14 protein-coding genes are annotated in these 15,735 nt (G+C 59.3%); 7 read left to right on the plus strand and 7 right to left on the minus strand.

Going from position 1 to position 15,735, the window contains the following annotated elements:
- Window positions 1-37: 37 nt before the first annotated feature.
- The 5 genes from HCK86_RS21335 to HCK86_RS21355 form a co-directional block, all read right to left on the minus strand.
- On the minus strand, window positions 38-1,978 hold the full coding sequence (locus tag HCK86_RS21335) for a heparinase II/III family protein (protein WP_176086516.1): 1,941 nt from the start codon (window positions 1,976-1,978) through the stop codon (window positions 38-40).
- Window positions 1,979-2,063: 85 nt separating this feature from the next.
- On the minus strand, window positions 2,064-3,158 hold the full coding sequence (gene ugpC / locus HCK86_RS21340) for a sn-glycerol-3-phosphate ABC transporter ATP-binding protein UgpC (protein ID WP_176086517.1): 1,095 nt from the start codon (window positions 3,156-3,158) through the stop codon (window positions 2,064-2,066).
- A gap of 23 nt (window positions 3,159-3,181) precedes the next feature.
- Complete coding sequence (locus HCK86_RS21345; RefSeq protein WP_176086518.1) at window positions 3,182-4,021, minus strand: carbohydrate ABC transporter permease; 840 nt, start codon at window positions 4,019-4,021, stop codon at window positions 3,182-3,184.
- A 10-nt stretch (window positions 4,022-4,031) separates the two neighbouring features.
- Complete coding sequence (locus HCK86_RS21350) at window positions 4,032-4,913, minus strand: sugar ABC transporter permease (RefSeq protein WP_176086519.1); 882 nt, start codon at window positions 4,911-4,913, stop codon at window positions 4,032-4,034.
- A 76-nt stretch (window positions 4,914-4,989) separates the two neighbouring features.
- The gene (locus HCK86_RS21355) at window positions 4,990-6,279 is read right to left on the minus strand and encodes a sugar ABC transporter substrate-binding protein (protein ID WP_176086520.1); all 1,290 of its coding nucleotides are present in this window, start codon (window positions 6,277-6,279) and stop codon (window positions 4,990-4,992) included.
- Between the two features lie 305 nt (window positions 6,280-6,584).
- Here HCK86_RS21355 and HCK86_RS21360 point away from each other — a divergent pair, with 305 nt between their 5' ends.
- Window positions 6,585-7,592 carry a LacI family DNA-binding transcriptional regulator gene (locus HCK86_RS21360; RefSeq protein ID WP_176086521.1) on the plus strand — a complete coding sequence of 336 codons (1,008 nt, stop codon included), beginning with the start codon at window positions 6,585-6,587 and terminating at the stop codon, window positions 7,590-7,592.
- Between the two features lie 8 nt (window positions 7,593-7,600).
- On the opposite strand, the gene HCK86_RS21365 is transcribed toward HCK86_RS21360, so the two are convergent.
- On the minus strand, window positions 7,601-8,257 hold the full coding sequence (locus HCK86_RS21365; RefSeq protein WP_176086522.1) for a nucleoside/nucleotide kinase family protein: 657 nt from the start codon (window positions 8,255-8,257) through the stop codon (window positions 7,601-7,603).
- 364 nt (window positions 8,258-8,621) lie between these two features.
- Window positions 8,622-9,407 carry an IclR family transcriptional regulator C-terminal domain-containing protein gene (locus HCK86_RS21370; RefSeq protein ID WP_176086523.1) on the minus strand — a complete coding sequence of 262 codons (786 nt, stop codon included), beginning with the start codon at window positions 9,405-9,407 and terminating at the stop codon, window positions 8,622-8,624.
- A gap of 205 nt (window positions 9,408-9,612) precedes the next feature.
- Here HCK86_RS21370 and HCK86_RS21375 point away from each other — a divergent pair, with 205 nt between their 5' ends.
- The 6 genes from HCK86_RS21375 (at window position 9,613) to cysT (ending at window position 15,733) form a co-directional block, all read left to right on the plus strand.
- On the plus strand, window positions 9,613-10,737 hold the full coding sequence (locus tag HCK86_RS21375) for a glycoside hydrolase family 88 protein (protein WP_348641111.1): 1,125 nt from the start codon (window positions 9,613-9,615) through the stop codon (window positions 10,735-10,737).
- 49 nt (window positions 10,738-10,786) lie between these two features.
- Entirely contained in the window at window positions 10,787-11,764 is a 978-nt protein-coding gene (locus tag HCK86_RS21380) for a TRAP transporter substrate-binding protein (RefSeq protein ID WP_176086524.1), read from the plus strand.
- Between the two features lie 2 nt (window positions 11,765-11,766).
- Window positions 11,767-12,279, plus strand: a complete 513-nt coding sequence (locus HCK86_RS21385) for a TRAP transporter small permease (protein ID WP_176086525.1) — start codon at window positions 11,767-11,769, stop codon at window positions 12,277-12,279.
- 4 nt (window positions 12,280-12,283) lie between these two features.
- Window positions 12,284-13,582, plus strand: a complete 1,299-nt coding sequence (locus tag HCK86_RS21390) for a TRAP transporter large permease (RefSeq protein WP_176086526.1) — start codon at window positions 12,284-12,286, stop codon at window positions 13,580-13,582.
- A gap of 172 nt (window positions 13,583-13,754) precedes the next feature.
- Window positions 13,755-14,753, plus strand: coding sequence for a thiosulfate ABC transporter substrate-binding protein CysP (gene cysP, locus HCK86_RS21395; RefSeq protein WP_176086527.1), 999 nt, complete (start codon window positions 13,755-13,757; stop codon window positions 14,751-14,753).
- 134 nt (window positions 14,754-14,887) lie between these two features.
- Complete coding sequence (gene cysT / locus HCK86_RS21400) at window positions 14,888-15,733, plus strand: sulfate ABC transporter permease subunit CysT (RefSeq protein ID WP_176086528.1); 846 nt, start codon at window positions 14,888-14,890, stop codon at window positions 15,731-15,733.
- Window positions 15,734-15,735 lie beyond the last annotated feature (2 nt).

Genomic DNA, 15,735 nt, shown 5'->3' on the forward strand with positions numbered 1-15,735 from the left:
GGAGGAACCGGCCGGGCAAGAATGGTCTTCGAAAGCGTCAGACGATGCTGATCTTCAGTCCGAAGACCGGATGGCTGAGGTCAATGGCCTCAAGACGGATCGTGAAGACCCGTGGTCCCCAGACTTCCAGATGACGCGGATCGGTGATTTCGACCGGGTCGACGCCGGTGACTTTCAGATTGTCGGGCCTGATCAGCAATCCGCCTTCCCGACCGGCAATCCTCACGCTCCCATCCGCGTTGACGAGGATGTCGCGGTCGGAGACATTCAGCGGCAATTGGAAGTCCGTCAGCGCTTCGCCAAGCGTAATCTCGTCGCGGATATCGATGGTTGCCGCCTGATGATCGAAACTGATCTGGCGGAAGAAGCGATTATCGCGCGGTTCACGGAAATAGGCAGGGCTGGCATCAAGCGACAGAAGGCTCATCGCCCCGTCATGACGGTAGACGACATCACGCGCTTCAGCTCCGACGCCGGCAAATTGCAGCATGCCGTTGACGGCAGGAACATTATGTCCCCTGGAGCTGATATGCCACATATCATAGCGGGTTTCGGTAAAGGTAGCGCGGGAATAGGCGCCCTGACCGAGATCGATCAGCAGCGGCTCGCCGTCAAGACAGACGCTGAAATGGCCGACATCATTATGGGAGTGGTGATTGACATGCGGATCGTTGCTTCCGGCAATCGCACTCAGCATCAGCCCCTTGCCGGGGGTCGTGTCCGAGCGGGCGATCAGCATCTGCATGTCGGCAAGGAAGACGCTTTTTTCGCAGACCCGCGGCGAAATCGCATCCTTGTCCGGCGTCCAGTACAACAGCCGCGTCAGATGAACCAGAAACTGGCGGGCATAGTCATTGCGGCCACGCGCGCGGCCGGGACTGGCGATCTTGCGGGCAGCGATCCGGTCGACATCCTCGCGCACCAGACTGGCAAGCTGGGCTGAACCGATCAGTTGCGCATAGCGGCTGATCAGGCCCTGATCGAGATCGATCTTCAGGCCGCCATCGGCGAAGTTGACGAACAGGTTGCTGCCGATGTTGAGCGGCAGGATATGTTCGCCGAAATTGCGGAACTTCTCATTTTCGCCGGGCTTAAGATCGAGGCCGAAACGCTCCTGAACCAGGCTGACGAAACCGGCAAGCCGGCCGGCGCTGACGACCCAGTAGCCGGGTCCCTCAATGCACGCCCCTGACGGTTCGATCGTGTCAAAGAAACGCTGCATCGGCACCATCAGCTTCAGCGCGATACTGGCCAGCCGCTGCGGATCATCGACGACATAGCAGGCGGTCAAAAGCAGATTATGAGAGCACCAGGCGGTCCAGTTGTTGCGGCCAAGATACCAGCCGTAAAGCTTCGGTCCCTCCAGGAGGCTCAGCACCCGGCGGTCGATCTCGCCATGGATGCGATAATAAAGCGAGGGAACCGTTTCAAGCAGCAGGCTTTTCAGCAGATAGCAGCTTTCCGCAAGCGTTGCCGCCGTCTCGCAGGCGAAGAGATCGAGATAGTCATCGCCGGGAACGGGCAGCGGATCATCCGCTTTCCACGGATTGGGCGCTTTGAACATCACCATGTCATGCTGGCCGGCGAAATTATGCGCCGGCACGCACCAGCTGACCTCGCCGAGAATGTCCCAGATATAATCGATGATCTTGGCGACATAGGTTCCCTTCGCCGTCAGACATTCGGCCATGACGAGATGAGAGAGTTCATAGCGGCGCCGGAAATAATTCTCCTCGTAGAAGACGCGGTCTCCATTGGTCATGAAATTCATGTACATGGAGCCGGTCAGAGGATCGATTTCCTCGTCCAGAATACTGTCGGCGACCGCCAGAATGCCTTTCACAGGCAGAGCAAGGTTCGGATCAGCGGCGATCGCGTCCCAGCGCGTCCGCTCTTCGATACCGGGAAAGGGTTTCCAGTCCGGCCTTTGCTTCAAGCCTTCGAGAAGCTGTTCGACCTTAAACGCTTCGTTAAACATGGCTTACAATTTTCCACATTCTGGCACAGGCCACCGGCACGCCGGCCGGCAGCTGCGCATCTGTTTCATTTCTTCTCTTCGCGTCTCAGCTGTCTTCGCTGCGGCGGATGCGTTTCCCGCTCTCAGCATCAAAAACACGCACCTTTGACGGATCGGGAACGATGGTGATGTCCTGGCCGGCGGCAAGCGGGCGCTGTTCCTTGAACGCCGCCGTCATCCGGAAACCGTCCGCATCCGACAGGATCACCATGTCGGAACCGGTATTTTCGACCGCGTGGATGGTGGCGCTGACGCCACCCGCCTGACGTCCATCGAGCACCCGGACATGTTCGGGCCGGATGCCGTAGAGGATCTGCTGTCCCGGAGCGAAGCCATGGCCCGCGCCGAGCGGCAGCAGCGTGCCGTCGACAAGCCTGGCCGCGGCTTCACCATTCGCCCCCTCGACCGTCGCCGCGATCAGATTGATCGACGGCGTGCCGAGGAAACTGGCGACAAAGGTGTTGACCGGATCGTCATAGAGCTTCAGCGGCGCGCCGGCCTGTTCGACGCGGCCATCGCGCAGCACGACGATCTTCTGACCAAGCGTCATCGCTTCGACCTGGTCGTGGGTGACATAGATCGACGTGGTGCCGAGGCGCTTGTGAAGATCGGCGATCTCGCCGCGCACCTGAACGCGCAGCTTGGCATCAAGATTTGACAGCGGTTCGTCGAACAGGAAAACCGACGGATCGCGGACGATCGCCCGGCCCATGGAAACACGCTGGCGCTGGCCGCCGGAAAGCGCCTTGGGCAGGCGTTCAAGCAGCGGCTCCAGTTCGAGCATGCGCGCCGTCTGCTGGACCTTTTCGGCGATTTTAGCCTTCGGCATGCCGGCAAGCTTCAGCGCGAAGCCCATATTTTCCGCCACCGTCATCTGCGGATAGAGCGCATAGGTCTGGAACACCATGGCGATATCACGCTGTTTGGGCGGCAGATCGGTCACATCCTTCCCGGCAATCGAGACGACCCCGCTCGTGACCTCTTCCAGACCGGCGATAATGCGTAACAGTGTTGACTTGCCCGACCCGGAAGGGCCGATCAGGACGCAGAATTCGCCATCTTCGATTTCCAGCGACACGTCGTGGATGACATCGACCGCGCCGAAGGATTTGTTGACGTTGCTAAGGCTTACTGAACCCATGGTCTTAACCCGAACCTTTCGCTTTAACCCTTGACCGCGCCGGACATCAGCCCGCGGTTGAACTGTTTCTGAAGCAGGAGATAGACGACGATGCAGGGCACCGTGGCGATAACCGTGACGGCGATGAAGATGTTCTGCTGCATGATTTCGTCGACGCGCAGCGAGCGCAGCACCACCGGCAATGTGTAGAGATTGCGATCATCGACAGCGATCAGCGGCAGCAGATACTGATCCCAGATCATCAGGAAGCCGAAGATCGTTGCCGTGCCGAGCGCCGGCTTGACCAGCGGCAGAACCACCCGCCAGAAGATCTGGAATTCGTTGGCTCCGTCGACACGGGCGGCGTCCTCCAGATCGCGCGGGATCGCCTTCATGAATTCCGTCAGCAGGAAGACCGAGAAGGCCCAGCCAACCACCGGCAGGATCATCGCCGCATAGGTGTTGTAAAGCGTGGTGTGCAGAACCGGCAGCTTGGCATGCAGGATCAGGTAGAGCGGGATTGCAATCACCTCATCCGGCAGCATCATGGTCGACAGGATCGCCAGGCTGACAATCGCGGCACCACGGAACTTCTTGCGCGCCAGTGCATAGGCGGCAAGTGCGCTCACCAGTGTCTGCAACACCGTGCCGATGACGACGACAAAGAGCGAGTTGAACAGATAGACCCACACCCTGACCTTGGTCCAGGCATAGGCGAAGTGGTCGAGGGTCGGCTCACTTGGCCAGAGCACCAGCTGTCCGGGCTGCACCGTATTCTTGGTGAAGGCCGTGGCGAGAATGCCCCAGAAGGGACCGCAGAAGACAATGACCAGCAGCGCATAGACGATGCCGCGCGCGATCATTTGCGGAAGCGTGATTTTCATCGGATCCTCCTTACGTCCTGTCGATGCGGTTCTTCACGGTGACATGCAGGATGGTCAGGCACACGGTGAAGGCAAACAGCATGAAGGAAACCGCTGCGGCATAGCCGTAATCGAATTTCTCGAAACCGGTTTTGAAGATGCTGGTCATGATGACTTCGGTCGCATTGGCAGGGCCGCCGCCGGTTGTGGTGTAGATCTCTGTGAAGACGCGGAAACCGCGGATAAGCGAGAGCATGATGACCACGGAGAAGGCCGGAACCAGGCCCGGAATGGTGACATGCCAGAGCTTGCGAAAGGCACTTGCGCCATCAACGGCAGCCGCATCGTAGAGTTCGCGATTGATGCCGGCGAGGCCTGCAATGAAGATCACCATGTTGTAGGGGACATTCTTCCAGATCTGCAGCAGGATGACGATATAAAGCGCCTGATCGGGATTGGACATGAAGCCCTGCGGCGCCACGCCAAAGACACCGAGAATCTGGTTCACGACACCATCGGCACCAGGATAAAACAAGATGCGCCAGATCTCCGCCAGAACCGCAATGGAGGTCACGGCGGGGAAAAAGATCGCCGTGCGGATCAGGCGGATATGGCGCGCCTGGCCTTCAAGCGCCAGCGCCACGGCAAAGGCGAAGATGCCGCCGACCAGCGTTGTCGTGATCACGTAAATCAGAGTGTTGAGCACGGCGGCATGCAGCGCCGTATCGGAGAAGGCACGCTCGAAATTGGCCAGCCCGACCCATTGATCTGCTCCGACGAACTTCACCTTGTAAAAGCTCATGATCAGCCCCTTGATGATGGGGATGAACTTGAACCAGGTGAAGACGATCAGGGCAGGCGCCAGAAACAGCCAGGGAATGAGCCATCTGGCGTTTTTTGATTGAACACGCATGTGTTCCTCCTGTCATGGCAGGCACCGGCATCTCATGCGAAAGATGATGCCGGTGCCTTACCGGCGCGGTTGAAGCTTATTTCGCAAGCACGCCCTGGCTTGAAAGCTCCGCATCGATCAGCGTGTCAGTATCTTCAAGACCGGACATCACGTCTGAATCGCAGCTCGACAGAACCGTGTTGAGCCCGTCGGACGCCGCCTGACGGATCGGCTTCCAGTTCGGAACCCGCGGGAAATAGCGGGCCGTCGTGCCATAGAGATCGGCAAAGGTGCCCCAGGCCGGATCGGGCTGGATCTTGGTCACATCGACATTCTTGTTGACCGACAGACGCACGATGGCGTTGTCGCCGGTCCCGGCAGCCATGCCGGTTTCCTGCCCCTCGGGCGAGATCAGATATTCGATGAATTGCTGCGCCTCGGCGGCATGCTCGGAGGTGGACATGATGAAGGCGGCTTCGCCTTCTGCCAGCTCTGCCTGGCCGGCGGGACCGGATGGCGGGGCGACAACTTCGAACTTGTCACGGCCCGGTTCACGGACGAAAGCGGCAATGTGATAGGGACCGGAGCGGTAGATACCGGCCTGCCCCGAGGAGAACACCGGTGTGGCGTCGCCCGTGGTCGAGGTGATGGCCGCAGGCTGGGCATAGCCATCGCAGATCATCTTGCGGGCAAAATCAATGGCTTTCGCTGTTTCCGGCGTGGCCAGTGATGCCTTGTAGCCATCGCCCTGCTTTTCAAGGAATGAGCCGCCAGCCTGCCAGATCAGATCCGACATGAACCAGGCGGTATAGCCGCGTGTTGACGAAAGCGGCATGACATAGCCATAGGTGTCAGCCTTGCCGTCGCCATCGGGGTCATCTTCGGTAAAGGCCTTGGCCAGATTATAGAGGTCGTCCCAGGTTTTCGGCACGTCATAGCCCAGCTTCTCGCGCCAGTCCTTGCGGATGAAGACGGCAAAGGCCTGCGCCGATGTCGGCACGCCATAATAATTACCATCCGGAGCCTCGACACTCTGCCAGGCAATATCATGCAGCTGATCACCGCCCTTGACCGAAGCACGGTCGATCTGCTTGACGATGCCCATGTCCTGAAGCTGACCCATGGACGTGGCGTCATTGATGATCATATCCGGCAGGTCGCCGCCGGCAGCCGCGCGGGCAAGCCGCGTTTCAAAATCGATATTGGCCAGAAACAGGTCGACCTTGATGCCCGTTTCGGCCGTAAAACCATCGATGATACGCTCAATGGTCGGCCGTTCGGCATCGCCATAACGCATCCAGACATTGATTGTGTCGGCGGCATAGGCCGTGGAAGCCATGGCCGTACTTACCAGCGCTGCGGAAACCAGCGCGCCAATGATTCTCATCGGAATCCTCCTCAAAGCGACGTTCTACCCCGCACGCCTCCAGAATGCGTTCTAACTGCGATTCTCGGCGGGGTGTCCTGTAATTGGACGCGTCGACTATAGACACAGTTTGTTTCCTGAATCAAGAAAACGTTTACCTAAAATAATCTGGTGCCTGCGAACACATTTTATGATAGATTTCGACAACCAGATCGCGAAATCGAATTAAAGACGGGTTTGCAGCGACTTTTCGCGCGGGTTGCAGTTTCGACTCCCTTCCCGGTCTGGCAGAAATTTGATTGCGTTCAGGAAAGCGTTTACTTTAGATGAGCCGCCCAAGAAGAGCCACGATCCGGGATGTCGCCGCCAAGGCCGGCGTCTCCATCGCGACCGTGTCGAAATATGTCAACGGCCAGCAATCCTTTTCCAAACCTGTCGAAGACAAGCTGCGCCTGGCGATCGACGCCCTTGGCTACAGCCAGAACCCGCTGGCCCGCTCGATGGTGACGGGGCGGACAACGGCGATCGGGCTGGCCGTCATGGATATCGCCAACCCGCATTATGCCAATGTGGTAAAAGGCGCCAACCGCGTGGCGCTGGCCAATGGCTATAATCTCTTTGTTGTGGACATGGAGGAAAGCATTGCCGCCGCCCGGCCCCTGCTCGAGGCCCTGACGCCGCGCACGGACGGACTGATCGTCAGCGCCCGCATTCCCGCCGAGGTGGCAGACTGGCTCGCAGGTCTCGACAAGCCGGTCGCCTTTCTCGGCCAGCCCGAGCACGAAAACGTGCTGACCGTCGGGACGGACAGTGTCGAGGTTGCGGCCCTGCTTGCCAATTACCTGGTCCGCCAGGGTTTCACCCGCTTCGGCTATGTCGGCTATTCCCGCGCCGCATGGAATGTCGAGCGCCTGCGCGGATTGCGGCGCGTGCTCGAGCCCGCCGGTGCCAAGCTGATGGTATTCGATGTCGAGGAGCCGACCAGCGAGGCCGGAGAACGCGCCGCCGCGCGGATCCTTCTGCGCCCGGACCGGCCGGAAGTCATCATCGGCTGCAATGATCTCGTCGCCATCGGCGTGATGAGCGAAGCCACGGCCCTTGGCTTCAAGGTACCGGACGACGTCGCCTTTGCCGGCATCGACAATATTCCGATCAGCCGCTACGTCTCGCCGCCCCTGACCACGGTCGATGTCTGCAGCCAGGCAACCGGCGAAGTGGTGATGAAGAAAATCATGGCGCTGATCGAGGATCTTCCCCCGCCGGATGACCTGGTTCTCGAACCGGCGCTGATCATCCGCGATTCGACACAGCGCAAGGCTCCCGACAACCGGTAGAACCAGCCTCAGCTGACAGCGACAACAAGATCGGCGTCAATGCCGGACTGGCGTACCAGTCTGGCATTGACGAGATCATTCTCACGCGCCCGCCGTTGCGCCGCCGCCAGGGTGAAACCCTGCTCCAGCCAGCGCGCCACCAACCGGTCTTCCAGAACCGCCAAGGGAACATCAAGCGCCACCGTCAGATCGAAATGCCGCCGGATCGCCGACCAGGGCGCCTGATCCAGAAGCAGATAATTCCCCTCGACCAGAATGATCGGGCAGTTGCGGCTGATCAGCCGCGCCCCGGCGCGCGCAATCTCCAGATCACGATCAAACAGCGGTACGGCAATTGCATCCTCATCGTTGCGGGCAAGTCGGCCGAGCAGGGCATCGAGGCCGCCGAAATCAAAGGTGAACGGCGCACCCTTGCGCGCCAGCATGCCCTGTTGCGTCAGCACGGTGTCGTCCAGATGGAAACCATCCATCGGCACGACCGCTGCCGCCGGGGTCTTCGCTGCCGCGCCATTGAGCCGGTCACACAGACGGCTACTCAAGGTTGACTTGCCGCTTCCCGGCGCCCCGGCAATCGCGACAAGAAGCCGCGACCGGCCATCCGCCAGCACCCTTATCCGCTCGGCGAGATCATCGACCGCCGCGTGTTGTTCAGCATATGCGCTCATCATCCGTTCGGCCCCGGCCGGCATCCCGTCGGAATGCTCAGGCCCGCCCCTATCCTTTCCTCAGATTTGGCCCTTTGGGACCGCCACGCAACACAGGCCCCTTGCCCGAGACATGAACCGCACGCCTGATCGCCCGCCGCCAGAAACCGACATCCTGCGGTTAACGGCCGGGCCGTCTGTTCCGCTCAGCAGAAGAAACCAGCAGCACCGGCCTGTCAATAATAATTCATTATGAAGTTATTATTGACAGGCAAAATTTACACCCCGGTAGGCCAGCGCTGGTAGCAGACCACCTCGGGCTTGCAATGACGGTATCAGGCCCGCACCCTTTTCGCGGCGCCAGAAAGAGCAGTGCCCGCAACCGTCAATCAAGATAGTCGAGCGCCTGCGAGGCCTCGCCCGTCGCCTTCTTCAGCGCCGCGATGTAATCCGCCTTCTTTGCCTCATCGAAGCGGAACAGCGGGAAGGAAATGCTGACGGCGGCGACGGAATGGCCAACATGGTTGAGGATCGGCGCGGCAATGCATCGCACACCTGCCTCGCTTTCCTCGATTTCCTCGGCATAGCCGTTCAGCCGGGCCTGATGCAGCTGATCAAGAAGGACCTGTTTGTCGCGGATGGTATTCGGCGCGGCAGGCTCCATGGCCATCTTTGCCATCCGCTCGGCAATCTCGTCATCATCCCGGAACGCCAGCAACGCCTTGCCAAGCGAGGTCGAATGCAGCGGATTGCGCATGCCAAGCGTCGAATTCATCGAAAGGCTATAGGTCGAATCATATTGGTGGATATAGACGACGCGCTGTTCGCGCCCGTCCAGCACACCGAGATTGAGCGATTCACCCGTCACCCGCGACAGCTTGCCCATCACCTTGTCGGCAACCCGCAGGATATCGGCCTGGCTCTTGAGTGATCGCGCGGCAAGACTGAAAAGCCGCAGCGACAGCGCGTATTTCTCGGTATCAGGGTCCTGCTCGACATAACCGAGGTCAATCATGGTCTGAAGGAGACGATGGGTCGTGCTTTTCGAGGTCATGGCGCATTGCGCGACTTCGGCAAGACCGCTTGCGCGATTTTCCGCCAGCGTTTCGAGCACGGCAAAAACTTTCAGAACCGCTGCGACATTTTCCGTTTTGGACGGCGCTTGTGCCATTTTTTGTGTTCCATCTTTTTTGGAATAGCATTCTGAAAAATGAAGAAGACAATGTCAATACTTTTGGAATGAAAGTTTAACACACTGAAAAATAAACAAAAATCAATTTGAAATTCCATCACAGAAATGGGTTGCATGGCGTTTCGAATTGTGATCACATAAAAAACGGAATTGAATTTCATTTTTTTCGGTCTGGGAGGCCAGAATGGTGATGCACCCGCTTCTGCGTCAAAAAGAACACTTCATCACCCGGGACGCAGTCTGCGGCCTGATCGACCGGCTTGCCGACAATCTCGTCCACATCAAGGATGAAACGGGGGACTTCCTGTTGCGCCTCGATGATGGAAGGGTGATCGACACCAAGGGCTGGGCGGGCTGGGAATGGACCCATGGCATCGGCCTTTATGGGCTGTTCAAATACTGGCAGCTCACCGGCAACAAGGCTGCCTTTAAGATCATCACGGACTGGTTCTCGGCGCGTCTTGCCGAAGGGACGCCGACGAAGAATGTCAATACCGTTGCGCCGTTCCTGACGCTGGCCTTCCTTTACGAGCAGAACCCCAATCCGGTGTGGAAGCCCTATCTGGAAACCTGGGCGGAATGGGTCATGCATGAAATGCCCAAGACCCGCGAGCAGGGCATCCAGCACATCGTCTACAACAGCGTCAACGATCAGCAGATGTGGGACGACACGCTGATGATGAGCGTGCTGCCGCTGACCAAGATCGGCCAGGTTCTCAACCGGCCGGACTATATCGAGGAAGCAAAATACCAGTTCCTGATCCACACCCATTATCTCGCCGACCGCGCGACCGGCCTCTGGTATCACGGCTGGAGCTTTGACGGGAACCACAACTTCGCCAAAGCGCTGTGGGCACGCGGCAATTCCTGGATCACCATCGCCATTCCCGAATTTCTTGATCTCCTGCAGCCGGCGGACAATGACCCGATCCGCCGCCACCTCGTCTCCACCTTTGCCCGGCAGGCAAAAACACTGAAGGAAACGCAGGATGAAAGCGGCCTCTGGCACACACTGATCGATGACCCGTCAAGCTATGTCGAAACCTCGGCCACCGCCGGTTTCGCCTATGGATTGATGAAGGGTCTCAGAATGCGGCTCTTAAGCGAGGACTATCGTGAGACGGCCGAAACGGCGGTCCGCGCCGTCATTGCCAATATCAGCGAAGACGGCGAGCTGAAAAACGTCTCCTTCGGAACCGCCATGGGGGCCGATCTCGACTATTACCGGCAGATCAAACTGACCTCCATGCCCTATGGGCAGGCGATGGCGATGTTCTGCCTGTCTGAATATCTGCGCGCCTTCATCTGAGGCCCGCAGCACCACCCTTATTCCAATTGATCATGCTGGGAGGACTGAGATGATCAAGACAATAGCATTGCTGGCAACCGTCAGCATATTGGCAAGCGTGTCGGCGGCAGAGGCAAGAAGCCTGCGCTTCGCCTATGCGAGCAACGCCACGCCGACCGTTCAGGCGATGGAAAAATTCGGCGAGCTTCTATCGGAAAAAACCAATGGCGAACTGACGGTGGAATATTTTCCCGATGGTCAGCTCGGCGGCGAACGCGAGCTGGTCGAGATGGTGCAGTCCGGCCTGCTGGACATGACCAAAGTGTCGGGCGGCCTGATGGAGAGCTTCTCACCGGTCTACGGCGTATTCTCCATGCCCTATCTGTTCGACAATCAGGATCATTTCTACAAGGCGATGGATGATGCGGCGATCATGGACCCGATCTACCAGTCGACCGCCAGCCAGGGCATGCTGGGCCTGACCTATTATGACAGCGGCGCCCGGTCCTTCTATACCTCCAAGGTGCCGGTTCAGCATGTCGCGGACCTGAAGGGCCTGAAAATTCGCGTGCTGCAGAGCCCGACCTCAATCAAGATGGTCGAAATGCTGGGCGGTTCGCCGATCGCCATGGCCCAGGATGAGGTCTATACCTCTATTCAGCAGGGCGTTCTCGATGGAGCCGAGAACAATGAATTCGCGCTCACCATCGCCCGCCACGGCGAAGTGGCCAAGAACTACTCCTATGACATGCATACCCGCATTCCGGATATCATGCTGATCTCCAAGAAGACCTTCGACAGCCTGACGCCGGATGAGCAGAAGGCTGTGGTAGAGGCGGCCAAGGAATCAACCGAATTCCAGAAGGGCGTCTGGGGCGAGGCCGTTGCTGCCACCAAGCAAGAAGCCGCCGACAAGTTCGGTGTCACCTATTATTACCCGGACGTTTCCGAATTCCAGGCAGCGGTGCAGCCGATGTATGACGATCTGAAATCGGATCCGGAAAAGTACAAGGTTTATGAGGAGATCCGCGCGGACGCGGGTAAGTAAAGATGCGGATCATCCGTCGGATCCTGGATGGCATCGTGGCGTCGGCCATGGCTATCCTGCTCTCCGCCATGGTGGCGGTTCTCGCCTGGCAGGTATTCAGCCGCTATGTGCTGAATGCACCCTCGACCTTTTCGGAAGAGTTTCTGCGGTTCGGCGTGATCTGGCTCTCACTTCTGGGCGCGGCCTTTTCCACCGGCCGCGGCACCCATATGGCCATCGACCTCCTGACCGAGATGGCCCATGGCAGGACAAAGGCGGCGCTGATGGCGCTGGTACCGGTGTCCTTCATCATCTTCTCGGTGCTGGTGCTGATCATCGGCGGCATGCGCGGCGTCAATATCGCCGCGCATCAGACCAGCCCGGTGCTGGGCGTGCCGATGGGCCTCATCTATGCCAGCCTGCCGGTCTCCGGCGTGCTGATGCTGATCTACAGCCTGCTAAACCTCGTTGACCTCATGACCGGGAAACGGTCCCTGCCGGATACGATCGACAGGGCCGTGACCGCGGGAGACTGATATCATGGCCGGACCCGCCAGCCTTATCCTGATTGCCGTCTTCGGCGTTCTGGCCCTTCTCGGCATTCCGCTTGCCGTTTCGCTTGTGGCCGCCGCCCTTTCGGCCGTCGTCCTCATCGCCCCCTTCGACATGGCGCTGTTCACCTCGGCGCAGAAGATGCTCGCCAGCCTCGACAGCTTCTCGCTGCTGGCCGTACCCTTTTTCATCCTGTCCGGCGTGATGATGAATTCCGGCGGCATCGCCGTGCGCCTCGTCAACTTCGCCAAGCTGATCGCCGGCCGCATTCCCGGCTCGCTTGCCCAGACCAATATCGCCGGCAATATGCTGTTCGGCTGCATTTCCGGCTCGGCGATCGCCGCCTCCACGTCAATCGGCGGCGTCATGGTGCCGATGCAGGCGGAGGAAGGCTATGACCGTGATTTCGCCGCCGCCGTCAACATCGCCTCGGCGCCGACCGGCATGCTGATCCCGCCGACGACGGCTTTCATCATCTATTCGCTGGTTTCCGGCGGCACCTCGATTGCGGCGCTTTTCCTGGCTGGCGCTGTCGCCGGTACCGCCTGGGGGCTTGGCATGATGACGCTGACCGGCCTCATCGCCTGGAAGCGCGGCTACAGGACATCCGGCTGGGTCGGCATGCGCGCCGCCTGGCAGATCACAATCGAGGCACTGCCGAGCCTGATGCTGATCGTTATCATTATCGGCGGCATCATGAGCGGGATCTTTACCGCCGTGGAGGCCTCCGGCATCGCCGTCATCTATACGATGCTGCTGACCTTCGTCATCCATCGCACCCGTCCGCCGAAGGCCTTCTTCGCCTTTCTGGTCGAGACGGCGCAGATGACCGGCACGATCATGCTGCTGCTGGCGGCTTCGGCGGCCCTTTCCTTCACCATGGCCTTCACCGGCATTCCCGCCGCCGTTACAGCGCTGATCCTCGGCGTGTCCGACAATCCGATCATCGTTTTCCTGATCATCAATGCCCTGCTTCTGGTGATCGGCTGCTTCATGGATATCGGCCCGGCGATCCTGATCTTCACCCCGATCCTGCTGCCGATCTTCGTCAAGATGGGCGGCGATCCGATCCATTTCGGGGTGATCATGGTGTTCAATCTGGCGATCGGAACGATCACGCCACCGGTAGGCACCGGGCTTTTCGTCGGCGCCAGCGTCGCCAAGGTGAAAGTCGAACGCTGCATCCGCGCCCTCGGCCCCTATTACATCCTGCTGTTCGCTCTGCTGATGCTGGTCACCTACTGGCCGGCGCTCACGCTCTGGCTGCCGCGTCACGCAGGTCTGTAAAATATGTTCTGCGCTATCAAACTATGGCGCAGAGCATAAAACGCGAATTTCCGCCAAAGATTGAATTAAATTTTTCTTCCAATCCGCATTCCGGCGAAACGTTTTCTTGGTTGCAATCATCGACTTTTCTAGATTGTGGCTGTTTTAGGACAGCCAACAGATCGGTTCATCGATGAAAAAGACCCTCCTCGCCGCCATCGGCGCCGCCCTCTTGATGATCGCGCCCGCCAGGGCCGACGATCAGGTGGAAATTCTCAACGTTTCCTATGATATTGCGCGCGAACTCTACGCGACGATCAACCCGGCCTTCGCCGAATACTGGAAGGGCGAGACGGGGCAGGATGTGACCATCAAGCAGTCGCATGCCGGCTCCTCCAAACAGGCCCGCGCCATCATGCAGGGGCTGAAGGCCGATCTCGTCACCTTCAACCAGGTGCTTGACGTTCAGGTTCTGGCCGATAACGGCTTTGTCGCCAAGGACTGGCAGCAGGCGCTCCCGAACAATGCTTCGCCCTACTATTCGCTGCCGGCCTTTCTGGTGCGCAAGGGCAATCCCAAGGGTATCAAGGACTGGAGCGACCTCGCCCGCGACGATGTCCAGCTCGTGTTCCCGAATCCGAAAACCTCCGGCAATGCCCGCTATACCTATCTCGCCGCCTACGCCTATGCGCTGGAGCAGAATGGCGGCGATGACGCCAAGGCGCGCGATTTCGTAGCCAAGATGCTCGGCAATGTCGCCGTCTTCGATACCGGCGGGCGCGGCGCCACCACCACCTTTGTCGAACGCGGCATCGGCGACGTGCTGATCACCTTCGAGGCCGAAGTGGAAAATATCCGCAAGGAGTATGGCGAGGACGAATATGAACGCGTCGTGCCGTCCATGTCGCTGCTTGCAGAATTCCCGGTCGCCGTTGTCGACAAGGTTGCCAAGGAACGCGGCACGGAAGAGATTTCCAAGGCCTATCTCGAATATCTCTACAGCGAGCCCGGTCAGGAGATCCTCGCCTCCTTCAACAACCGCGTCCATAACCCGGAAGTGGTGGCAAAATATGCCGACAAGTTCCCGGATGTGAAGCTTGTCACCGTCGAGGATGTCTTCGGCGGCTGGGAAAAGGCCAATGAAACCCACTTCGCCGACGGCGGCGTGCTGGACCAGCTTCTGGCAAAATAACACTGCCGGGGAGATCGCGGCCCGCCGCCATCCCGCAGCAGATCGTCTTCGACGGCCGTTCCTCCGCCTGGTCATGGCGGAGGATCATCTGTTTTAACCGCGCTTTCACACCAAGGGTTGATATGAGCCTTTTCATGCCATCAGCAGCGCGCCGTGCCAGCCGCAGCGTCATGCCGGGTTTCGGCCTGACACTCGGCATCACGCTTCTCTTCGTGGCGCTGATCATCCTGCTGCCGCTCAGCGCGCTGTTCTTCCAGATCGGTCAGCTCGGTCCGGCCGACTACTGGCGTATCATCTCCAATGACCGCACGCTCGCCGCCTTCCGGGTGACGATCTCGGCCGCAGCCCTTGCCACGGTCTTCAACGCCTGTTTCGGCCTGCTGCTTGCCTATGTGATCACGCGCTACACCTTCCCCGGCAAGCGGCTGATCGATGCGCTGATCGACCTGCCCTTCGCACTGCCGACCGCCGTTGCCGGTATCGCGCTGGTGGCGCTTTATGACCGCAATGGCTGGATGGGCATGCTCCTGTCCGAGGTCAACATCAAGGTCGCCTATACCTGGTGGGGGATTGCGCTCGCCATGACCTTCACCTCCGTTCCCTTCGGCGTTCGCACCGTCCAGCCAGTGCTGGAAAGCCTTGAGACTGATCGCGAAGAGGCGGCCCGCACCCTGGGCGCGAGCGATTTTCAGGTGTTTCGCACCATCATCTTCCCGCAGCTTTTCCCAAGCTTCATCATGGGGGCCTCGCTGGCCTTCGCCCGCTCGCTTGGTGAGTTCGGCGCCGTCATCTTCATTGCCGGCAATATGCCCTACAAGACCGAGATTGCATCGCTGCTGATCATGATCCGCCTGGATGAATATGATTTCCCCGCGGCAAGCGCGATTGCAGGAACGATCCTGGCACTGGCGCTCATCGTGCTGATTGCCGCCAATATCGCCCAGGCAAGGGCCGCACGTCACCTGAACCGGGGAGCCTGACC

This window comes from Martelella sp. HB161492 (genome assembly GCF_013184775.1).
Taxonomy (GTDB): Bacteria; Pseudomonadota; Alphaproteobacteria; order Rhizobiales; family Rhizobiaceae; genus Martelella.

Bases quoted from the DNA above. Each gene is read 5' to 3' on its own strand.
- HCK86_RS21335 (WP_176086516.1), bottom strand. From the start codon at position 1,978: ATGTTTAACGAAGCGTTTAAGGTCGAACAGCTTCTCGAAGGCTTGAAG.
- ugpC (WP_176086517.1), bottom strand. From the start codon at position 3,158: ATGGGTTCAGTAAGCCTTAGCAACGTCAACAAATCCTTCGGCGCGGTC.
- HCK86_RS21345 (WP_176086518.1), bottom strand. From the start codon at position 4,021: ATGAAAATCACGCTTCCGCAAATGATCGCGCGCGGCATCGTCTATGCG.
- HCK86_RS21350 (WP_176086519.1), bottom strand. From the start codon at position 4,913: ATGCGTGTTCAATCAAAAAACGCCAGATGGCTCATTCCCTGGCTGTTT.
- HCK86_RS21355 (WP_176086520.1), bottom strand. From the start codon at position 6,279: ATGAGAATCATTGGCGCGCTGGTTTCCGCAGCGCTGGTAAGTACGGCC.
- HCK86_RS21360 (WP_176086521.1), top strand. From the start codon at position 6,585: ATGAGCCGCCCAAGAAGAGCCACGATCCGGGATGTCGCCGCCAAGGCC.
- HCK86_RS21365 (WP_176086522.1), bottom strand. From the start codon at position 8,257: ATGAGCGCATATGCTGAACAACACGCGGCGGTCGATGATCTCGCCGAG.
- HCK86_RS21370 (WP_176086523.1), bottom strand. From the start codon at position 9,407: ATGGCACAAGCGCCGTCCAAAACGGAAAATGTCGCAGCGGTTCTGAAA.
- HCK86_RS21375 (WP_348641111.1), top strand. From the start codon at position 9,613: ATGGTGATGCACCCGCTTCTGCGTCAAAAAGAACACTTCATCACCCGG.
- HCK86_RS21380 (WP_176086524.1), top strand. From the start codon at position 10,787: ATGATCAAGACAATAGCATTGCTGGCAACCGTCAGCATATTGGCAAGC.
- HCK86_RS21385 (WP_176086525.1), top strand. From the start codon at position 11,767: ATGCGGATCATCCGTCGGATCCTGGATGGCATCGTGGCGTCGGCCATG.
- HCK86_RS21390 (WP_176086526.1), top strand. From the start codon at position 12,284: ATGGCCGGACCCGCCAGCCTTATCCTGATTGCCGTCTTCGGCGTTCTG.
- cysP (WP_176086527.1), top strand. From the start codon at position 13,755: ATGAAAAAGACCCTCCTCGCCGCCATCGGCGCCGCCCTCTTGATGATC.
- cysT (WP_176086528.1), top strand. From the start codon at position 14,888: ATGCCATCAGCAGCGCGCCGTGCCAGCCGCAGCGTCATGCCGGGTTTC.